The organism is Streptomyces sp. NPDC056161 (assembly GCF_042268025.1).
Lineage (GTDB): Bacteria > Actinomycetota > Actinomycetes > Streptomycetales > Streptomycetaceae > Streptomyces.
Genome location: NZ_JBHJUV010000012.1, coordinates 179901 through 196297, shown reverse-complemented (window position 1 = coordinate 196297; position 16397 = coordinate 179901). Strand labels below are relative to the sequence as shown.

Annotated in this window: 13 protein-coding genes; 8 read left to right on the top strand and 5 right to left on the bottom strand. The window is 74.1% G+C overall.

From position 1 onward, the window contains the following. Positions 1 to 522: 522 nt before the first annotated feature. The 3 genes from ACFC09_RS14070 to ACFC09_RS14060 are packed head-to-tail and all read right to left on the bottom strand — an operon-like array spanning position 523 to position 3515. Positions 523 to 993, bottom strand: coding sequence for an NUDIX domain-containing protein (locus ACFC09_RS14070; RefSeq protein ID WP_376527140.1), 471 nt, complete (start codon positions 991 to 993; stop codon positions 523 to 525). Next, a complete protein-coding gene (locus ACFC09_RS14065; protein ID WP_376527138.1) occupies positions 990 to 2528 on the bottom strand; it encodes an ATP-dependent DNA ligase in 1539 nt (512 codons plus the stop codon). The genes ACFC09_RS14070 and ACFC09_RS14065 overlap by 4 nt, the downstream gene beginning before the upstream one ends. Before the next feature lie 30 nt (positions 2529 to 2558). Further along, the gene (locus ACFC09_RS14060; protein WP_376527136.1) at positions 2559 to 3515 is read right to left on the bottom strand and encodes an NAD(P)/FAD-dependent oxidoreductase; all 957 of its coding nucleotides are present in this window, start codon (positions 3513 to 3515) and stop codon (positions 2559 to 2561) included. Between the two features lie 129 nt (positions 3516 to 3644). On the opposite strand from ACFC09_RS14060, the gene ACFC09_RS14055 reads away from it, so the two are divergent. From ACFC09_RS14055 to ACFC09_RS14030, 6 genes are all read left to right on the top strand, one after another. Beyond that, on the top strand, positions 3645 to 4262 hold the full coding sequence (locus ACFC09_RS14055) for a helix-turn-helix domain-containing protein (protein WP_376527150.1): 618 nt from the start codon (positions 3645 to 3647) through the stop codon (positions 4260 to 4262). A gap of 353 nt (positions 4263 to 4615) precedes the next feature. Next, on the top strand, positions 4616 to 5593 hold the full coding sequence (locus ACFC09_RS14050) for an NADPH:quinone oxidoreductase family protein (protein ID WP_376527133.1): 978 nt from the start codon (positions 4616 to 4618) through the stop codon (positions 5591 to 5593). After that, the gene (locus ACFC09_RS14045) at positions 5590 to 6771 is read left to right on the top strand and encodes an acyl-CoA dehydrogenase family protein (RefSeq protein WP_376527131.1); all 1182 of its coding nucleotides are present in this window, start codon (positions 5590 to 5592) and stop codon (positions 6769 to 6771) included. The genes ACFC09_RS14050 and ACFC09_RS14045 overlap by 4 nt, the downstream gene beginning before the upstream one ends. Beyond that, on the top strand, positions 6768 to 7853 hold the full coding sequence (locus ACFC09_RS14040) for an acyl-CoA dehydrogenase family protein (protein ID WP_376527129.1): 1086 nt from the start codon (positions 6768 to 6770) through the stop codon (positions 7851 to 7853). Before ACFC09_RS14045 ends, ACFC09_RS14040 begins: the two co-directional genes overlap by 4 nt. 184 nt (positions 7854 to 8037) lie before the next feature. Continuing rightward, a complete protein-coding gene (locus ACFC09_RS14035) occupies positions 8038 to 8901 on the top strand; it encodes a phosphatidylinositol-specific phospholipase C/glycerophosphodiester phosphodiesterase family protein (protein ID WP_376527127.1) in 864 nt (287 codons plus the stop codon). A 113-nt stretch (positions 8902 to 9014) separates the two neighbouring features. Further along, complete coding sequence (locus ACFC09_RS14030) at positions 9015 to 9209, top strand: hypothetical protein (protein WP_376527125.1); 195 nt, start codon at positions 9015 to 9017, stop codon at positions 9207 to 9209. Between the two features lie 27 nt (positions 9210 to 9236). Here ACFC09_RS14030 and ACFC09_RS14025 read toward each other — a convergent pair whose 3' ends face one another. Both ACFC09_RS14025 and ACFC09_RS14020 read right to left on the bottom strand, forming a co-directional pair. Further along, complete coding sequence (locus ACFC09_RS14025; protein ID WP_376527123.1) at positions 9237 to 10475, bottom strand: phosphodiester glycosidase family protein; 1239 nt, start codon at positions 10473 to 10475, stop codon at positions 9237 to 9239. A gap of 90 nt (positions 10476 to 10565) precedes the next feature. Further along, positions 10566 to 10925, bottom strand: coding sequence for a DUF779 domain-containing protein (locus ACFC09_RS14020; protein WP_376527121.1), 360 nt, complete (start codon positions 10923 to 10925; stop codon positions 10566 to 10568). 816 nt (positions 10926 to 11741) lie between these two features. Between ACFC09_RS14020 and ACFC09_RS14015 the strand changes: the two genes are divergently transcribed. Both ACFC09_RS14015 and ACFC09_RS14010 read left to right on the top strand, forming a co-directional pair. After that, positions 11742 to 13826, top strand: a complete 2085-nt coding sequence (locus ACFC09_RS14015; RefSeq protein ID WP_376527119.1) for a SpoIIE family protein phosphatase — start codon at positions 11742 to 11744, stop codon at positions 13824 to 13826. Positions 13827 to 13904: 78 nt separating this feature from the next. Next, positions 13905 to 16376 carry a SpoIIE family protein phosphatase gene (locus ACFC09_RS14010; protein WP_376527117.1) on the top strand — a complete coding sequence of 824 codons (2472 nt, stop codon included), beginning with the start codon at positions 13905 to 13907 and terminating at the stop codon, positions 16374 to 16376. Positions 16377 to 16397: the final 21 nt, after the last annotated feature.

The window sequence follows — 16397 nt, the reverse complement described above, 5'->3', positions numbered from 1 at the left end:
CACGCGATGATCCGCACCGGAGCCCTCTACGAACCACGCACCCCCGACGACGTCGACCTCGCCGCCTGACGACTGCTCCACCGCTCCTACCCCCCCCAGGCCCCATCACGCCCGCACACCGGCACGGCCAGACAGCCCTGCCGGCCACCGGCATGCCCATCAGGCACCCGATCCACCGGGAACATCCCGCTTCGCTGGACGCTCCCGAAAAACATGACCAACCCCCATGAACCAACCCTGCCGGGATTGACGAAACAGATAGGGGCACCCCCCGGCCCGCCCACGCCCGGCCGGGGGTGTGCCGCGCGCCGCGGAACGGGCAATGGCCCGGTGGCGACCACGCCGTCACGCGTCACGCGGTCACGGCGTCACGCGGTCACGCCGTCCGACCGGCGTCCGGGCGTCCGGCGTCGGGCGTAGCCGCGGGCAGCCCACCGATCGCCGCGCCACGGATCGGCCGTGCCGTGCCGTGCCGGTCCCGTGCGGCGTGGCGAGGCCCTGCCGGGCGCTGCTGACCGGGGCTCAGCGGCCCGTCGCGTGCTCCGCCAGCCGGTCGAGGAACGCGGCCTGCGCCCGGACGATCAGCTGTCCCGCCCGGTCGAGCCCGAACCACTCCACCCGGTCCAGTTCCGGGAACTCCCGGATCCGGCCCGACCGCGGCGGCCACTCCATCCGGAAGGTGCCGGGTACGACGGCCGCCGGATCCAGGTCCGCCTCCACCGCCCACGCCGTGACGACCTTGCCGCCGGCCTGTCCGACCTCGCCCAGCGGTACGGCCGCGCCGTCGGGCGGCGGCAGGCCCAGCTCCTCGCGGAACTCGCGCCGGGCCGCGTCCCAGGCGCTCTCGTCGGCGTCGTACTCGCCCTTCGGCACGGTCCACGCACCGGCGTCCTTCTTGGCGAAGAACGGTCCGCCCATGTGGCCGAGCAGTACCTCAAGGCCCTCTCCGGTGTGCCGGAACAGGAGCAGGCCCGCGCTCCGCCGGCCGGTCACGCCCGGATCTCCGGGTGCGCGGCGAGCAGCGACTCGACGGTGTCGGCCTGCTCCGGCCCCTTGTCCTCGCGGTAGCGGACCACGCGGGCGAAGCGCAGGGTGACGCCGACCGGATAGCGGGAGGAGCGCTGGAGGCCGTCGTAGGCGATCTCGACGACGAGTTCCGGGCGTACGGTGACGACCCAGCCGTCGTCCTCGACGGCCAGCGCGCGCAGCCGCTCGGTCTGCCAGTCGAGCATCGCGTCGGTCATGCCCTTGAAGGTCTTGCCGAGCATGGCGAAGCCGCCGTCCGGGTCGCGGGCGCCCAGATGGAGGTTGGAGAGCTTGCCGGCGCGGCGGCCATGGCCCCATTCGGCGGCCAGGACCACCAGGTCCAGGGTGTGCACGGGCTTGACCTTCAGCCAGGACGCCCCGCGGCGCCCCGCGCTGTAGGGCGCGTCCAGGGCCTTGACCACGACGCCCTCGTGACCGCGTGCCAGGGTCTCGGCGAGGAACCGTTCCGCCTCCCGGACGTCCTCGGGGCCGGACACCAGGGTCCGGCGGACCCGCATCGGCGCGGGCACCAGCCGGGCCAGCTCGGCGTGCCGGTCGGCGAACGGCAGGTCGAGCAGGTCGCGGTCGCCGGCCGCGAGGGCGTCGAAGAACACCGGGGAGACGGGGACCTCCCGGGCCGCGCGCGCCACGTCCACCCGGGAGCCGACCCGGCCGGCCGTCTCCTGGAACGACCGCGGCCGGCCGGCCGCGTCGAACGAGATCACCTCGCCGTCCAGGATGAACCGCTCGCCCCTCAGTTCCAGGGCGGCGGCCGTCACTTCGGGCAGCCGGTCGGTGATGTCGTCCAGCGTGCGGGTGTGGACGCGCACCGAGTCGCCGTCCCGGTGGAGCTGGACTCGGATGCCGTCCAGTTTCTCCTCGACGGCGCAGGCGCCCAGGTGCGCGACCGCGTCCGCGACCGAGGAGGCGGTCCGCGCCAGCATCGGCTGTACCGGGCGGCCGACCGTGAGCCGGAACCGGGCCAGCGCCCCGGGACCGTCCCCGAGCAGCGCCGCGGCGACCGCCTGGAGCGACCCGGCGAGCATCACCGCCCGCCGGACCCGGGCCGGGTCCGCCCCGGTCGCCTGTGCCAGGCCCTGAACGGCGACGGCGTCCAGGGCGCCCTGCCGCACCTCGCCGGTGATCAGTCCGAGCAGGAAGCGCTGCTCGGGCTCGGTGGCCGCGGCGAACAGCGCGCCCACCAGCCGGGCCCGCCGCGCCTGCGAGCCAGGACCGGAGAGCTTGCCCAGCTCGGTGAGCCGGGCATCCACCTCCCGCACGGTGAGGGAGGGCTCCGCGGCCGGGGGCACGGGCCGGCCGAGCGCCTTCCAGCCGACGCCGAGCCGACCCTGCGGCAGCCGCCCGGCCAGATAGGGGATGACGATCGGCACGTCGTCCGGCCCCGCGTCCCGGAACAACTCGGCGAGCAGGGCGGTCTTCCGGGACCGGGCCGCGGTGGCGGCGACCTCCCGGGACACGTCGGCGAGCCGGGCCAGCAGCATGCAGCCCATGGTGCACCGGGGGCGCCGGGACTACACCCCGACGGCCGCGTCGAGGGCCGTGAAGAGGAGGTCCCCGTTGATCGCCGCGCCCGCCCGGTAGCCGCGGCTGGCCGCGTTCACCACCTGCTCGGCGAAGCCGCTCGCGTTGCCTGCCGCCCACAGGCCCGGCACGCTCGTCAGGCCCCGCTCGTCGGTCACCGGGAAGGTGCCGAAGGGCGTCTCGCGCATCTCGGCGCCGAGCCGCACCAGCAGATCGGTCCGCGGCACCGGGCGCGGCGCCACGAACAGCACCTCGCGGTCGTGGACCGTGCCGCCCGCGGAGGCGGCGAGCCGGACCCCGGTCAGCCGGTCGTCCGCGACCGTGAGGCCCGCCACCTCGCCGGGGACCACCCGCACTCCGGCCGCCGCCAGCCTGCGCAGATCGTCGTCCGACAGCTCGTCCTCGGTGACCCGGTGCAGGAAGAAGGTCACGTCCTTGGACCACTGGGTCACCATCAGCGCCTGGTGGACACTCGTCGGGGACGCGGCGAGCACGCCGAACGCCCGGTCGCGGACCTCCCAGCCATGGCAGTACGGGCAGTGCAGCACGTCCCGGCCGAAGCGCTCGGCGAGGCCGTCGAGCGGCGGCAGTTCGTCGCGCAGCCCGGTCGCGACGACCAGGTGCGGGGCGCGCACCGTCCGCCCGCCGGCCAGCGTGACGGCGAACCCGGTGGCGCGGGTGACGTCCACCGCGCGGTCCCGGACCAGTTCCACGCCGTAGCGCTCGATCTCCGCCCGGCCCGCGGCGAGGAACTCGGCCGGGGACATGCCGTCGCGGGTCAGATAGCCCTGCATGTGCGCGGCGGGCGCGTTGCGCGGCTCGCCCGCGTCGACGACCAGCGTGCGGCGCCGGGAACGCCCCAGCACCAGTGCGGCGGACAGCCCGGCCGCCCCGCCCCCCACGACGATCGCCTCGTACTCCTCGGTCTTCTCGGTCTTCTCGGTCATGGTGACCACCTCCACGGCGACGGTCGCCCGGATCCTGCCGTGTTGACAAATCCATTTGCTGAAACTGCAATGGGGCGCATGGGCGACGCGAGGCAGCGGGGTGACGTGAACGGGGGCGCGCGCGGCGACATGGGCACGCGCGGTGCCGCGGATGTGCGCGGCGACACCGGCGGGGTGCTCGCCGAGGTCGGCCCGCGGCTGCGGCGGATCCGCAAGGAGCGGGGCGCCACGCTGGCCGGGCTCGCGGAGGCCACCGGCATCTCGGTGAGCACGCTGTCCCGGCTGGAGGCCGGTCTGCGCAAGCCCTCCCTGGAACTGCTGCTGCCGATCGCGCGGGCGCACCGGGTGCCACTGGACGAACTGGTCGGCGCCCCGCCCGTCGACGACCCGCGGGTGCGGGCCACCAAGCCGATCGTGCGGGGCGGGCGCACCCACTGGCCGCTCACCCGCCAGCCGGGCGGGCCGCAGGCGTTCAAGGTGCTCGAACCGCGGCGCCGCCAGGAACCCGACCCGCAGACCCACGAGGGCTTCGAGTGGCTGTACGTGCTGTCCGGGCGGCTGCGGCTGGTGCTCGGCGGGCACGACGTGGTGCTCGGGCCGGGGGAGGCGGCCGAGTTCGACACCCGGGTCCCGCACTGGTTCGGGTCGACGGGGGAGGGGCCGGTGGAGTTCCTCAGCCTCTTCGGGCCGCAGGGCGAGCGGATGCATGTGCGGACCCGGTCGGCCCGCGACGGCGGGGACGGCTGACGGGGGCGTGCACTCCGTACGGCTGCCGGGGGTGCTTCCGCACGGCCGACTGGGCGCGCTTTCCGCACGGCTGACGCGCGCCGGCTCCCGTACGGCTGGCGACCGTTGCTCCGTGCGGCCGGCGGGGCGTGCTTCCCGTACGGCTGCCGGGCCGCGCCATCCGTACGGCTGACGGTGGCTGCTGGTTCCGCGTGGCGTGCGGTGCCGTCCCCGGAAGGCGGTCGGTGGCTGTCTCGGTACGGCGTGCGCGGCTGTCCCGGGTCCGGTGTGCGGTGACTGTTTCCAGACGGTCAAGCGACCGCTTAGTATGCGATCGATCCCGGTTCCGGTGACGCAGCCCCGTGGAGGCCCGCATGCAGGCATGGCAGGTGCACGAGATCGGTGAGCCGAGGGAGGTGATGCGGCTGACGGAGACGGAGCCGCCCACGCCCGGCGCGGGCCAGGTCCTGCTGCGGGTGCGCGCCGCGGGCGTCAACTTCCCGGACGCGCTGCTGTGCCGCGGCCAGTACCAGATCCGTCCGCCGCTGCCGTTCACCCCGGGTGTGGAGATCTGCGGCGAGACCCCGGACGGCCGCCGGGTGATCACCACCCCGGCGCTGCCGTACGGCGGCTTCGCCGAGTACGCCGTCGCCGACGCCGCCGCGCTGCTGCCCGCGCCCGACGCGCTGGACGACGCCGAGGCCGCCGTGCTGCACATCGGCTACCAGACCGGCTGGTTCGGTCTGCACCGCCGGGCCCGCCTCCAGACCGGCGAGACCCTGCTCGTGCACGCCGCCGCGGGCGGGGTCGGCAGCGCCGCCGTGCAGCTCGGCAAGGCGGCCGGGGCCACGGTCATCGGCGTGGTGGGCGGCGCCGGCAAGGCCGCCGTCGCCCGGGAACTGGGCTGCGACGTCGTCGTCGACCGGCACGCCGAGGACGTCGTCGCCGTGGTGAAGCAGGCCACCGGCGGCCGGGGCGCCGACGTGGTCTACGACCCGGTCGGCGGGGACGCCTACGCCCAGTCCGCCAAGGCCGTCGCCTTCGAGGGCCGTATCCTCGTCGTCGGTTTTGCGAGCGGCACCGTCCCGAGCCCCGCGCTCAACCACGCCCTGGTGAAGAACTACTCCGTCCTCGGACTGCACTGGGGCCTCTACAACACCAAGAACCCCGAGCTGGTCCGGCACTGCCACGAACAGCTCACCGGCCTGGCCGCGCGGGGCGCGATCAGACCGCTGGTGAGCGCGCGGGTGCCGCAGGCGGAGGCCGCGGCGGCGGTGCAGCGCGTCGCCGACGGGGTGACCACCGGCCGGATCGCCGTCGTACCGACACCGCGGAACGGAGCCGCCGCATGACCGACGCCGCCCACCTGCGCCGCCGCACCCGTGAGCTGCTGGCCGGACACCCGCCCGCGAGCACCGGCCGCCTCGACTTCCTCCGGGCCCGCTTCGACGCGGGGCTGGCGTGGGTGCACTACCCGGAGGGCCTGGGCGGTCTCGGCGCCCCACGCTCCCTCCAGGCCGTCGTCGACGCCGAACTGGCCGCCGCGGGCGCCCCCGCCAACGACCCGCGGCGGATCGGCATCGGCCTCGGCATGGCAGCCCCCACCCTCCTGCGCCACGGCACCGACGAGCAGCGGCGGCGCCATCTGCGCCCCCTGTGGACGGGCGAGGAGGTCTGGTGCCAGCTGTTCAGCGAGCCCGGCGCCGGATCCGACCTGGCCGCGCTCGCCACCCGGGCCCGCCGCGAGGGGGACACCTGGGTGGTCGACGGGCAGAAGGTGTGGACGTCCAGCGCCCACCTCGCGCGCTGGGCCATCCTCATCGCCCGTACCGACCCGGACGTGCCCAAGCACCAGGGCATCACCTACTTCGTCTGCGACATGACCGACCCCGGCGTGGAGGTACGGCCGCTGCGCCAGATCACCGGTGAGGCCGAGTTCAACGAGGTCTTCCTCACCGGCGTGCGCATCCCCGACTCCCGTCGTGTCGGCGAGGTCGGCGACGGCTGGCGGGTCGCGCGGACCACGCTCATGAACGAACGCGTCTCCATCGGCGGCATGCGGCTGCCCCGGGAAGGCGGCATGATCGGCAACGTCGCCAGGACCTGGCGGGAACGCCCCGAACTGCGCACCCACGATCTGCACCAGCGTCTGCTCGGACTCTGGGTCGAGTCCGAGGTGGCCCGCCTCACCGCCGAACGCCTGCGCCAGCAACTCGCCGCGGGCCAGCCCGGCCCCGAGGGCTCCGGCATGAAGCTGGCGTTCGCCCGCCTCAACCAGGAGATCAGCGGACTGGAAGTGGAACTCCTCGGCGAGGAAGGACTGGTGTACGACGACTGGAGCATGCGCCGGCCCGAACTCGTCGACTTCACCGGTCGCGAGGCCGGCTACCGCTACCTGCGGTCCAAGGGCAACAGCATCGAGGGCGGCACCAGCGAGATCCTGCTGAACATCGTCGCCGAGCGGGTCCTCGGCCTGCCCGTCGAGCCGCGCACCGACAAGGACGTCGCCTGGAAGGACCTGGCCCGATGAGCACCGAGCCCGACCTGCTCCACTCACCGGAGGAAGAGGCGCTGCGCGCCGCCGTCCGCGACCTGCTCACCGACCACTGCGACGCGGCGGGCGTCATCGCCCGGTGCGAGACGGACACCCCGCACGACGTGCCGCTGTGGAAGTCCCTCGCCGGCGGCATGGGCATCGCGGGCCTGCTGGTGCCCGAGGCACTGGACGGTCAGGGCGCCACCCACCGGGAAGCGGCCGTCGTCCTGGAGGAGTTGGGCCGCGCCGTCGCCCCCGTGCCCTTTCTGACCAGTGCCGTGGTGGCCACCGAAGCACTGCTGGCCTGCGGCGCCGACGACCTGCTGGCCGCATGCGCGTCCGCGACGACGACCTGCGCGCTCGCGGTCGCCCTGCACACCGCGCCGGGCGCTCCCGTAAGGCGGGTACGCCTCGAAGGCGGGGCGCTGCACGGGGAGCTGACCGGCATCGCGGACGCGGGCGTCGCCGACCTGCTGCTGGTACCCGCCGACGACGGCGGGCTGTACGCGGTCGACGCCGCCGCCGTGACCGTCGTACCGCAGGTGTCCCTGGACCTCACCCGGCCACTGGCCCGCGTCGTCCTCGACGGGGTGCGGGGCGCCCGCCGCCTGGGCGAGGCCGAACCCGCCGTACGACGCGCCCTGCGGACCGGTGCCGGACTGCTCGCCTCCGAACAACTCGGCCTCGCGGATTGGGCGTTGACCGAGACGGTCCGCCATCTGAAGGAACGCAGGCAGTTCAACCGGCCGGTCGGCGGATTCCAGGCGCTCAAGCACCGGCTCGCGCAGCTGTGGCTCCAGGTGGCCGGCCTCCGGGCCGCGGCACGGGCCGCCGCCGACGCGCTGGCGACCGACACGGACGCGGACGTCGCGGTCGCCGTCGCCCAGGCGCACGCGGCGCCGGTCGCCGTGCGCGCCGCGGAGGAGGCGCTGCAACTCCACGGCGGCATCGGCATGACCTGGGAGCACCCCGTCCACCTGTATCTCAAGCGGGCCAAGGCGGACTCCCTGGCCTTCGGTACGGCGGGCGCGCACCGCGCCGCGCTGGCCGAACTGGTCGACCTGCGCGCCCCCTGACCCGGTCCCGCGGCGACCGCACCGACAGCCCGTCCCACCTGGGGCGGGCTGTCTCCTGCGAGCCGTCCCGGCGAAGTGAACGCATGACGTCGGTCCGGCCAACTCCCCGCACGGCCATGCCACTCGGACACCTTCGGCACGCATACTCCCTTCGGTCCCACCGGCCCTATCAGGGAGGCAGAGCATGGCCCTCACCACCCGCCGCAGAGCCCTCACCACCCTCGGCGCCGCCCTCGCGGGCGCGGTCGCCCTGCCCGCCGCGCAGGCGTCGGCGAGCCGCGGCCCGCGCGCCCCGCGCCCGCTGTGGCAGGCCCACGCGCACAACGACTACGAGCACCAGCGCCCCCTCTTCGACGCCCTCGACCACCGCTTCGGCAGCGTCGAGGCGGACATCTTCCTCGTCGGCGACCAACTCCTCATCGGCCACGACGTGACCGACCTCGATCCGTCCCGCACCCTCGAATCCCTCTACCTCGACCCGCTCGCCGCCCGGGTCGAGGCCAACCGCGGTGCCGTGTACCGGGGAGCGCGCAGGCCCCTGCAACTCCTCATCGACATCAAGACCGAGGGCTCCTCCACCTACCTCGAACTCGACCGCCATCTGCGCCGCTACCAGCACCTGTTCACCAGGTACGCGCACGGCCGGGTGCACCCGGGACCGGTCACCGCCGTCATCTCCGGCGACCGCGCCGCCCGCACCCCGATGGAGGCGCAGACCGAGCGCCGAGCGTTCTACGACGGCCGGCTCAGCGACCTCGGCAGCACGGCACCGGCCTCCTTCGTCCCGTTGATCAGCGACAACTGGACGCTCAACTTCAGCTGGCTGGGCGAGGGAGCGTTCCCGGCCGCCGAGCGGCAGAAGCTGCGGGACACCGTGGGGGCGGCGCACGCGCGCGGGCAGCAGATCCGGTTCTGGGCCACCCCGGACGCGGCGGGCCCGGCACGGGACGCGCTGTGGGCCGAACTGCTCGCCGTCGGCGTCGACTACCTCAACACCGACGACCTCGCGGGCCTGGAGGCGTTCCTGGACGCCCACACGTCCGCGTAGCGGAACCGCCAACACCACTCGATCGGAGGACACGTCAGCCGCCCGGACGAACCCTCCGCTACGCCACACTTGCGGCCGAACGCCGCGAACTGGCGTGGCGGAGGAGGTTCGCGATGGCCATTTCCATCTCTGTGGTGCTGCTGCTCCTGATCTGGGCCGTGGTCTTCCTGCGCAACGGCGCGCTGAAGATCTCCCACGCCCTGGTCTGCGTGCTGCTCGGGTTCTATCTGGCCAGCACGAGCGTGGCCCCTACCATTCAGAGCGGGCTCACCGCGACCGCGGACATGGTGAGCAGTCTGCGGCCGTGACCGGGGCGGGCCGCCGGGCCGACGTGCTCATGGCGCCGTGAAGACCCCGATGCCGTTGGGCACCGGGCGCTCGGCGCCACCGCTCGGGTGGTTGCGCACCGCCACCGTGTGCGCGCCCGGCGTGCGGGTGACCAGCGTCGTCGAGCCGCCGCCGTCCAGGCCGAAGGCGTCGACCGAGCCCAACGCGCGCATCTCGTCCGCGACTTCGGCGACGGTCAGGCCGCCGCGGTAGGCGGGCGCACCGTCCACGGCGAGCAGCAGCAGCCGTCGCCCGCCGTCCGCGATGCCGACGGCGGTGCGCACCGCGGACGTCTTGCCGTCGAGGCCGGCGAGGGGTCGGCCCGCGCGCAGCACCGGAAAGCCGCCCAGGGCGAAGCGGTAGGGGGTCTTGGAGCGGGCGGCGGCCAGCCAGTTCTGTACGGTCACCCGCTCGCCCACGGAGAGCTTCCGCAGCCGCTGCGCCCCTGCCTCCCGGCCCACCAGAACCGTGGTGTCCGCGGCGACGGCGCCGCGTCCCGGGGTGTTCGAGACGGACACGACCCGGCCGCCGCGGACCTTCACCTCGTAGGTGTCCTTGCTGCACGCGGCGGCCCGGTCGGTGTCGGTGCCGCAGGTGGCGCGCAGCCGGGAGGCGCTGCCCCACTGCGCGGTGAACGCGCCCACGGAGTTCACCGGCAGCGCGTACTGGTTGAGGCCGCCGAGCGGCAGCCGGCCGTCCGGTGTGCGGACGGAGCCGGCGAGCCGGAGCCGGTCCAGCCGGGCCCGCCGGTCGGTGCCCACGCCGAAGACCTCCTCGGTGCTCGTGCCGGGCGGCAGCGACGGGCCGAACCGCTGACCGCGCGGCACCGCGGCCTTGACCGCCCGGCCCCGCGCGATGACCGGGCCCACGCTCGCGCCCGTCGCCTCGACGCCCGGGTGCTGGCTCTCGTCGATGTTGAAGAAGTCGCCGTTCACACCCGCGATCGCGCCCGCCGAGTCGGCGAGCGCGGAGACCGACGAGCGGGCCGCGATCTTCCCCGGGTACAGCAGGTCCACGCGGACGTGCGGGTCGCCCAGGTCGACGGAGACCAGGTGGACGTGTGTCGTCCCCTTGGCCGCCGGCAGGTCGAACTGCCGGTAGGTCACGCCCGGCGCGATCGTGGTGCCGGCCGACGCGGCGGCGGCCTGGGCCGCCCCCGTGAGCGCCGCACCGGCCACCACGCCGAACGCCGTGAGAACCGTGAGTACCGCTCTGCCCGCCGCGAGCCGCCCGTGCCGACGCGTCACTGTCGCCCCCCGCCCCTGAAATCCCGTCAACCGTCGCTGATGCGCCGGTGTCAGGGGCAGTGCAGCAGACGCGGGTGTCCGCCGTGGTGGCTAGGCGTCGACCACACGCGAACGGGTGAGGAAACGTACGCCCTCGGGTGCTTCCAGGGAGAAGCCGCTGCCACGGCCGGGGACGACGTCCACGATCAGGCGGGTGTGGCTCCACACCTCGTACTGGCTGCGCGACATCCAGAACGTGACCGGCTCGTCGACGCCCTCGACGTCGAGTTCGGCCAGCAGCACGTCCGAACCTCCGGTGCGGAACTCGCCGTCCGGGTAGCACATGGGCGCGCTGCCGTCGCAGCAGCCGCCGGACTGATGGAACATCAGCGGGCCGTGCGCGGCGCGCAGCCGCCGGATCAACTCGGCCGCCTGCGGGGTGAGTTCGACGCGCGGAATCTCCTGATACATGATCACCGTCCGGGTCGGGGCAGGGAAAGCTTCCAGTCTCACGACTCATCAGGCCGTCGTCCACCGCTCGTCGTCGACCGGCTGTGCCGAACTCGCGTGCGGTGCCGTCGCCCCGGGGCGGGGGGAGGGGACGCGGTCACCGGCGGCGTACGGGGTGGCCTGCGGCGGCGTGCGATCGATCGGCCCGCGCCCTGCGTGGCGGGCCGGGTCGGCGGGGCGTGTGATCGATCGGCCGGGATCCTGTGCAGTGGATCGGGTGGTATGTGATCGATCGGCCCGCACTCTGCGTGGCGGGCCGGGTCGGCGGGGCGTGTGATCGATCGGCCGGGATCCTGTGCGGCGGATCGGGCGGTACGTGATCGATCGGCCCGGACCCTGTGTGGCGGCCTCGGCCGACGGGGGCGTGTGATCGATCGGCGGGCACCCTGCATCCGGACCGGGCCCGTGGGGGCGTGCGGATCGATCGGCCCGGACCCGGTGCCTGGACCGCGGACCGGCCCGGACCGTGGCCGAGAGCGCAGGGGCAGTCGCGGTGGGTGAGTGGTGGGTGAGTGCGGCCCCTCAGCGACGCCGTGCCGCCGTCGCGGTCGTCGGTACGGGGAGGAGCAGGCCCGTACGGGGAGGTGCGGAGAAGGCGGCAAGGGCGCGGAGAGCGGCAGCGGCGCCGGTGTGCGCGGTCGCGGTCGCGCCGGAGGGGCGAGGGATGCGGGTCCGGCGTGGGCCGAGGGACCATGGGTAGGGCCACACCGGTCACCGCCCGGGGCCGGGGGCCGGACGCTGTGCAGCGCCCCGCTGCGGGACGGAGGGAGAACCGGGATGACTGCCGAACCCTTCCGGGCCGACGGCATCCTGCGGCAGGCCGGGTCGCGCGAGCGGTACGGCCTCCTCGACGTCCTCGGCGTCGCCGCGGTGGTGCTGGACTCCGACGGCCGGATCGTGTTCTGGAGCGCCCCGGCCGAGGATCTGTTCGGCTACAGCGCCGAAGAGGCGCTCGGCAAATACGCGGGCCGGCTGCTCGTCCACGAGGAGGACCTGGACCTGGTGATATCCCTGTTCGCCGAGGTCATGGCGACGGGCGTGAGCTGGGCCGGGGCCTTCCCCATCCGGCACAGGGACGGCGGCACCCGGCTGGTGGAGTTCCGCAACATGCGGTTGCTCGATCACCGGGGCGCCGTCTTCGCCCTGGGCATCGCCGCCGACCACGGCGCCCTCCGCCGGGTCGAGACCGACCTGGCACTGTCCGAGCGCCTGGTGTCGCAGTCCCCGATCGGACTGTCGATCCAGGACAAGGACCTGCGCTACCTGACCGTGAACCCGGCCCTGGAGCGGATCAACGGCATACCCGCGGAGGCGAGCAGGGGCCGGCTGCTGCGCGACCTGCTGCCGGGCCTGGACGCCGACTACATCGAGGGAGCCATGCGCCGGGTGCTGGAGACCGGCCGCCCGCTCGTCGACCGGCGCACGACCGGCCGTACCCCCGCCGATCCCGACCACGACCACGTCTGGTCCGTCTCCTACTTCCGACTGGAGGACTTCGGCGGGCAGGTGCTCGGCGTCGCCGGCGCCGTCGTGGACATCACCGAGCGGCACCGCGCCGCCCAGGAGGCCGAGCGGGCCCGCCGACGGCTCGCCCTGATCGCCGACGGCTCCGCCCGCATCGGCACCACCCTGGACGTGAAGCACACCGCCCGTGAACTCGCCGAGGTCGTGGTGCCCGAGCTCGCCGACGTCGCGACGGTCGACGTCCTCGACTCGGTCCTGTCCTGCCATCCCGTCGCACCGGCCGGCGGACCCGCGCTGATGCGTTCCCTCGCCCTGGTCGCCGCCTCCCCGAGCCCCGCCACCCGGACGGCCGACCTGCCCGGGGAACCGGTCACCTACGCGGCCGACCGGCTGCTCACCGAGTGCGTCCACACCGCCCGCCCGGTCCTGGTGCCGCACGTGACGGGCCCCGACCTGAAGCGCATCGCCCGCGATCCCGCGTCGGTCCCGCTGCTGACCCGGGCGGGCGTCCACTCCTACCTGGCGGTACCCCTGATCGCCCGCGGCGAGGTGCTCGGGGCCCTGGACCTCAAGCGGACCCGCAACCCGCTGCCGTTCACCGAGGACGACGCGGTGCTGGCCGGCGACCTGGCCTCCCGCGCCGCGGTCAGCATCGACAACGCCCGCTGGTTCCAGTGCGTACGCAACACGGCCGTCACCCTGCAACGCAGCCTGCTGCCCGAGGACCCGCCCCGGCTGGCCGGCCTGGAGGTCGCCTCCCGCTACCGGCCCGCCCACGCCGCGAGCGAGGTGGGCGGCGACTGGTTCGACACCATCGCCCTCGCCGACGGCAGGACCGTGCTGGTCGTCGGCGATGTGATGGGCAGCGGCATCGACGCGGCGGCCACCATGGGGCGGCTGCGCACCGCCGCCCGCACCCTCGCCGTCCTCGACTTCGACCCCGCACAGGTCCTCCACCACCTGGACCGGACCGCGAGCGGCCTTGAGCACTACATCGCGACCTGCCTCTACGCCGTCTACGACCCCGCCCGCGGCGAATGCCACCTGGCCAACGCGGGACACCTGCCGCCCGTCCTGGTGCGCGGCAGCCGCCCGGAACTGCTCGACCTGCCCACCGGTGTCCCGCTGGGCGTCGGCGGGGTCACCTTCCTCAGCAGCACCGTCGACCTCGACCCCGGTGACCTGCTCGTCCTCTACACGGACGGCCTGATCGAAACCCGCCACGACGCGATAGACGACCGCCTGGACACCCTGCTCGGCCTCCTGGACGGCCCCGACCGGCCCCTGGAGGAGACCTGCGACCGGCTGCTCGCCGCGCTGCGCACCCCGGACGGCCGGGACGACGCCACCCTGCTCCTCGCCCGGACACTCCGCGCCGGCCGGCAGGCCGACCGGTGACCGTCCCCCCCTCACGCCCCGGGCCGTGCGCATCCGGCGGCCAGGCAGGACCATGTTGTCTTGTAGAGGATGGGACAGATGGCACCTGGGCGAAACGGATCCGACGCGCCTCCGACCACCGGACAGCGCGATTTCTTCGACATGTCCAACGACGCGGTCGCGGTGGTGTCCGCGCGGGGCGTCGTGGTCAGCTGGACCTGCGGCGCACAGGCGCTGCTCGGCTATGCCGCCGAGGAGATCGTCGGACGCTCCGGCGCCCGCCTGCTGGCGCTGGCCGGGGATTCCCTGCGGCTGACGGGCATCGTGGAGCACTGCCGCGAGGGCAAGGGGTGGAGCGGCCTGATCGCGCTGCGGCACCGCGACGGCCGGCGCATCGAGGCCGATCTCCGGGTGTCGGCGTCGTTCGGGATCGGCGGGGAGGAGTGCTTCCTGGTCTCGGGCCGCGAACAGCTGCCGCAGTGGACGATGCGCCAGTCCGTGCTCGACGGCTTCCTGACCCGCTCCCCGATCGGCATGGCCGTGATGGACCCCCAGCTGCGCTACCTCTGGCTGAACGACACCCTGGAACAGTTCGGCGGCGTGCCCCGTGACCAGCGGCTGGGCAGGCGGCTCGGCGAGCTGCTGCCGGGTCTGCAGGCGGAGACCCTGGAAGCCCTGATGCGCAAGGTGATGGTGACCGGGGTACCGGTCACCGACTACGAGTACGAGGGCTGGAGCTGGGCCGATCCGCACCGCCGGCACGCGTACTCCTCGTCGTTCTTCCCGCTGGTCGACGCCGTCGGAGAGGTCGCCGGCGTCTGCTACATGGTCCTGGACATCACCGAGCGCTGGTACGCGCGCCGACTCCTGGCGATGGTCAACGAGGCCGGCAGCCAGGTCGGCCGGACTCTGGACGTGATGCGGACCGCTCAGGAACTCGCGGAGTTCGCCGTACCCCGCTTCGCGGACTTCGCCGTCGTCGATCTGCTGGAGCCCGTGCTGAGCCTGGAGGGTCACGGTGCGTGGCTGTCCGACGCCGGACCGGCCACCGCCCGGCTCGGGATGCGCAGGGCCGGCCTGAGCTCGGTGCGGGAGGGCTGCCCGGAAGCGGTCGCGCAGATCGGCGACCGGGTGGACTTCATCCCGCCGCCGCACGACCTGAACCTGCTCGTCGACGGCGACCCGATCTTCACCCCCGTCCTCGACCCCTCCGACGAGCTGTGGGTGTCCGAGGAACCCGTCCGTGCCGCCCGGATGCGCAAGTACGGACTGCACTCCATGATCGCCGTGCCGATGCGGGCCCGGAACACCGTCCTCGGCCTCACCACGTTCGTGCGCTCGCTCAACCCGGTCCCCTTCCACCCCGACGACGTCCTGCTGGCCCGGGAGCTGGTCGCACGGGCCGCGCTGTGCGTGGACAACGCCCGCCGCTACAGCCGGGAGCACACGGCGGCGGTCACGCTCCAGCGCAGTCTGCTGCCGCACGCCCTGAGCGGCGGTACGGCCATGGAGATCGCCTCCTCCTACCTGCCGGCCAACGCGACCGGCGGGGTCGGCGGCGACTGGTTCGACGTGATCCCCCTCTCCGGCGCCCGGGTGGGACTGGCCGTCGGGGACGTCGTGGGCCACGGCATCGCGGCGGCGGCGACCATGGGCCGGCTGCGCACCGCCGTGCAGACCCTCGCGGACATGGAGATGCCCCCCGACGAACTGCTGGCCCACCTGGACGACCTCGTGCTGCGGCTGAGCGAGGAGGAGCCGGACGGCGAGGCGGCCAACCAGACCGTCACGACGTTCCTCGGCGCGACCTGTCTGTACGCCGTCTACGATCCGGTGACCCGGGTGTGCACGCTGGCCCGCGCGGGCCATCCGCCCCCGGTGGTGATCTCCCCCGACGGCCAGGTCATGTTCCCCGAACTGCCCGCCGGGCCGCCGCTCGGGCTGGGCGGGGTGGCCTTCGAGGCCACCGAGATCGAACTCGCCGAGAACAGCCTGCTCGGTCTCTACACCGACGGTCTGGTCGAGGGGATCGACCGCGACATGGGCGTGGGCATGGCCAAGCTGGGCCGACTGCTGTCCCGGCCCGGCCTCGATCTGGAAACGCTGTGCGCCACCGCCGCGCAGCAACTCGTCCCCAAGCCGCAACTCGACGACATCGCGCTGCTGCTGGCACGCACCCACGAACTGGGCGCCGACCGCGTCGCCTCCTGGGACGTGCCCCTGGACCCGGCGGCCGTCGGCGAACTGCGCAACCGTGCGACCCGGAAGGTGATGGACTGGGGCTACGAGGAACTGGCCGTGACGACCGAACTCATCGTCAGCGAGCTGGTCACCAACGCGATCCGCTACGGCTCACCGCCCCTGCGCCTGCGTCTGATCCGTGACTCCCGGCTGACCTGCGAGGTCTCCGACGGCAGCAGCACCGCCCCGCGGCTGCGGCACGCCCGCAGCACGGACGAGGGCGGCCGGGGCCTGTTCCTGGTGGCCCAGGTGGCCCATCGCTGGGGCGCCCGGTACGCGCCCGACGGCAAGATCATCTGGGCCGAGCAGGAGATTCCGCGGGAGCACTGAGACCGCCGGGCACCCGCCGAA

Excerpts from the sequence above, each read along its gene's own strand:
- ACFC09_RS14065 (WP_376527138.1), bottom strand. The coding sequence starts at position 2,528 with ATGCTGCTGGCCCGGCTCGCCGACGTGTCCCGGGAGGTCGCCGCCACC.
- ACFC09_RS14060 (WP_376527136.1), bottom strand. The coding sequence starts at position 3,515 with ATGACCGAGAAGACCGAGAAGACCGAGGAGTACGAGGCGATCGTCGTG.
- ACFC09_RS14055 (WP_376527150.1), top strand. The coding sequence starts at position 3,645 with ATGGGCACGCGCGGTGCCGCGGATGTGCGCGGCGACACCGGCGGGGTG.
- ACFC09_RS14050 (WP_376527133.1), top strand. The coding sequence starts at position 4,616 with ATGCAGGCATGGCAGGTGCACGAGATCGGTGAGCCGAGGGAGGTGATG.
- ACFC09_RS14045 (WP_376527131.1), top strand. The coding sequence starts at position 5,590 with ATGACCGACGCCGCCCACCTGCGCCGCCGCACCCGTGAGCTGCTGGCC.
- ACFC09_RS14040 (WP_376527129.1), top strand. The coding sequence starts at position 6,768 with ATGAGCACCGAGCCCGACCTGCTCCACTCACCGGAGGAAGAGGCGCTG.
- ACFC09_RS14035 (WP_376527127.1), top strand. The coding sequence starts at position 8,038 with ATGGCCCTCACCACCCGCCGCAGAGCCCTCACCACCCTCGGCGCCGCC.
- ACFC09_RS14030 (WP_376527125.1), top strand. The coding sequence starts at position 9,015 with ATGGCCATTTCCATCTCTGTGGTGCTGCTGCTCCTGATCTGGGCCGTG.
- ACFC09_RS14020 (WP_376527121.1), bottom strand. The coding sequence starts at position 10,925 with ATGTATCAGGAGATTCCGCGCGTCGAACTCACCCCGCAGGCGGCCGAG.
- ACFC09_RS14015 (WP_376527119.1), top strand. The coding sequence starts at position 11,742 with ATGACTGCCGAACCCTTCCGGGCCGACGGCATCCTGCGGCAGGCCGGG.
- ACFC09_RS14010 (WP_376527117.1), top strand. The coding sequence starts at position 13,905 with ATGGCACCTGGGCGAAACGGATCCGACGCGCCTCCGACCACCGGACAG.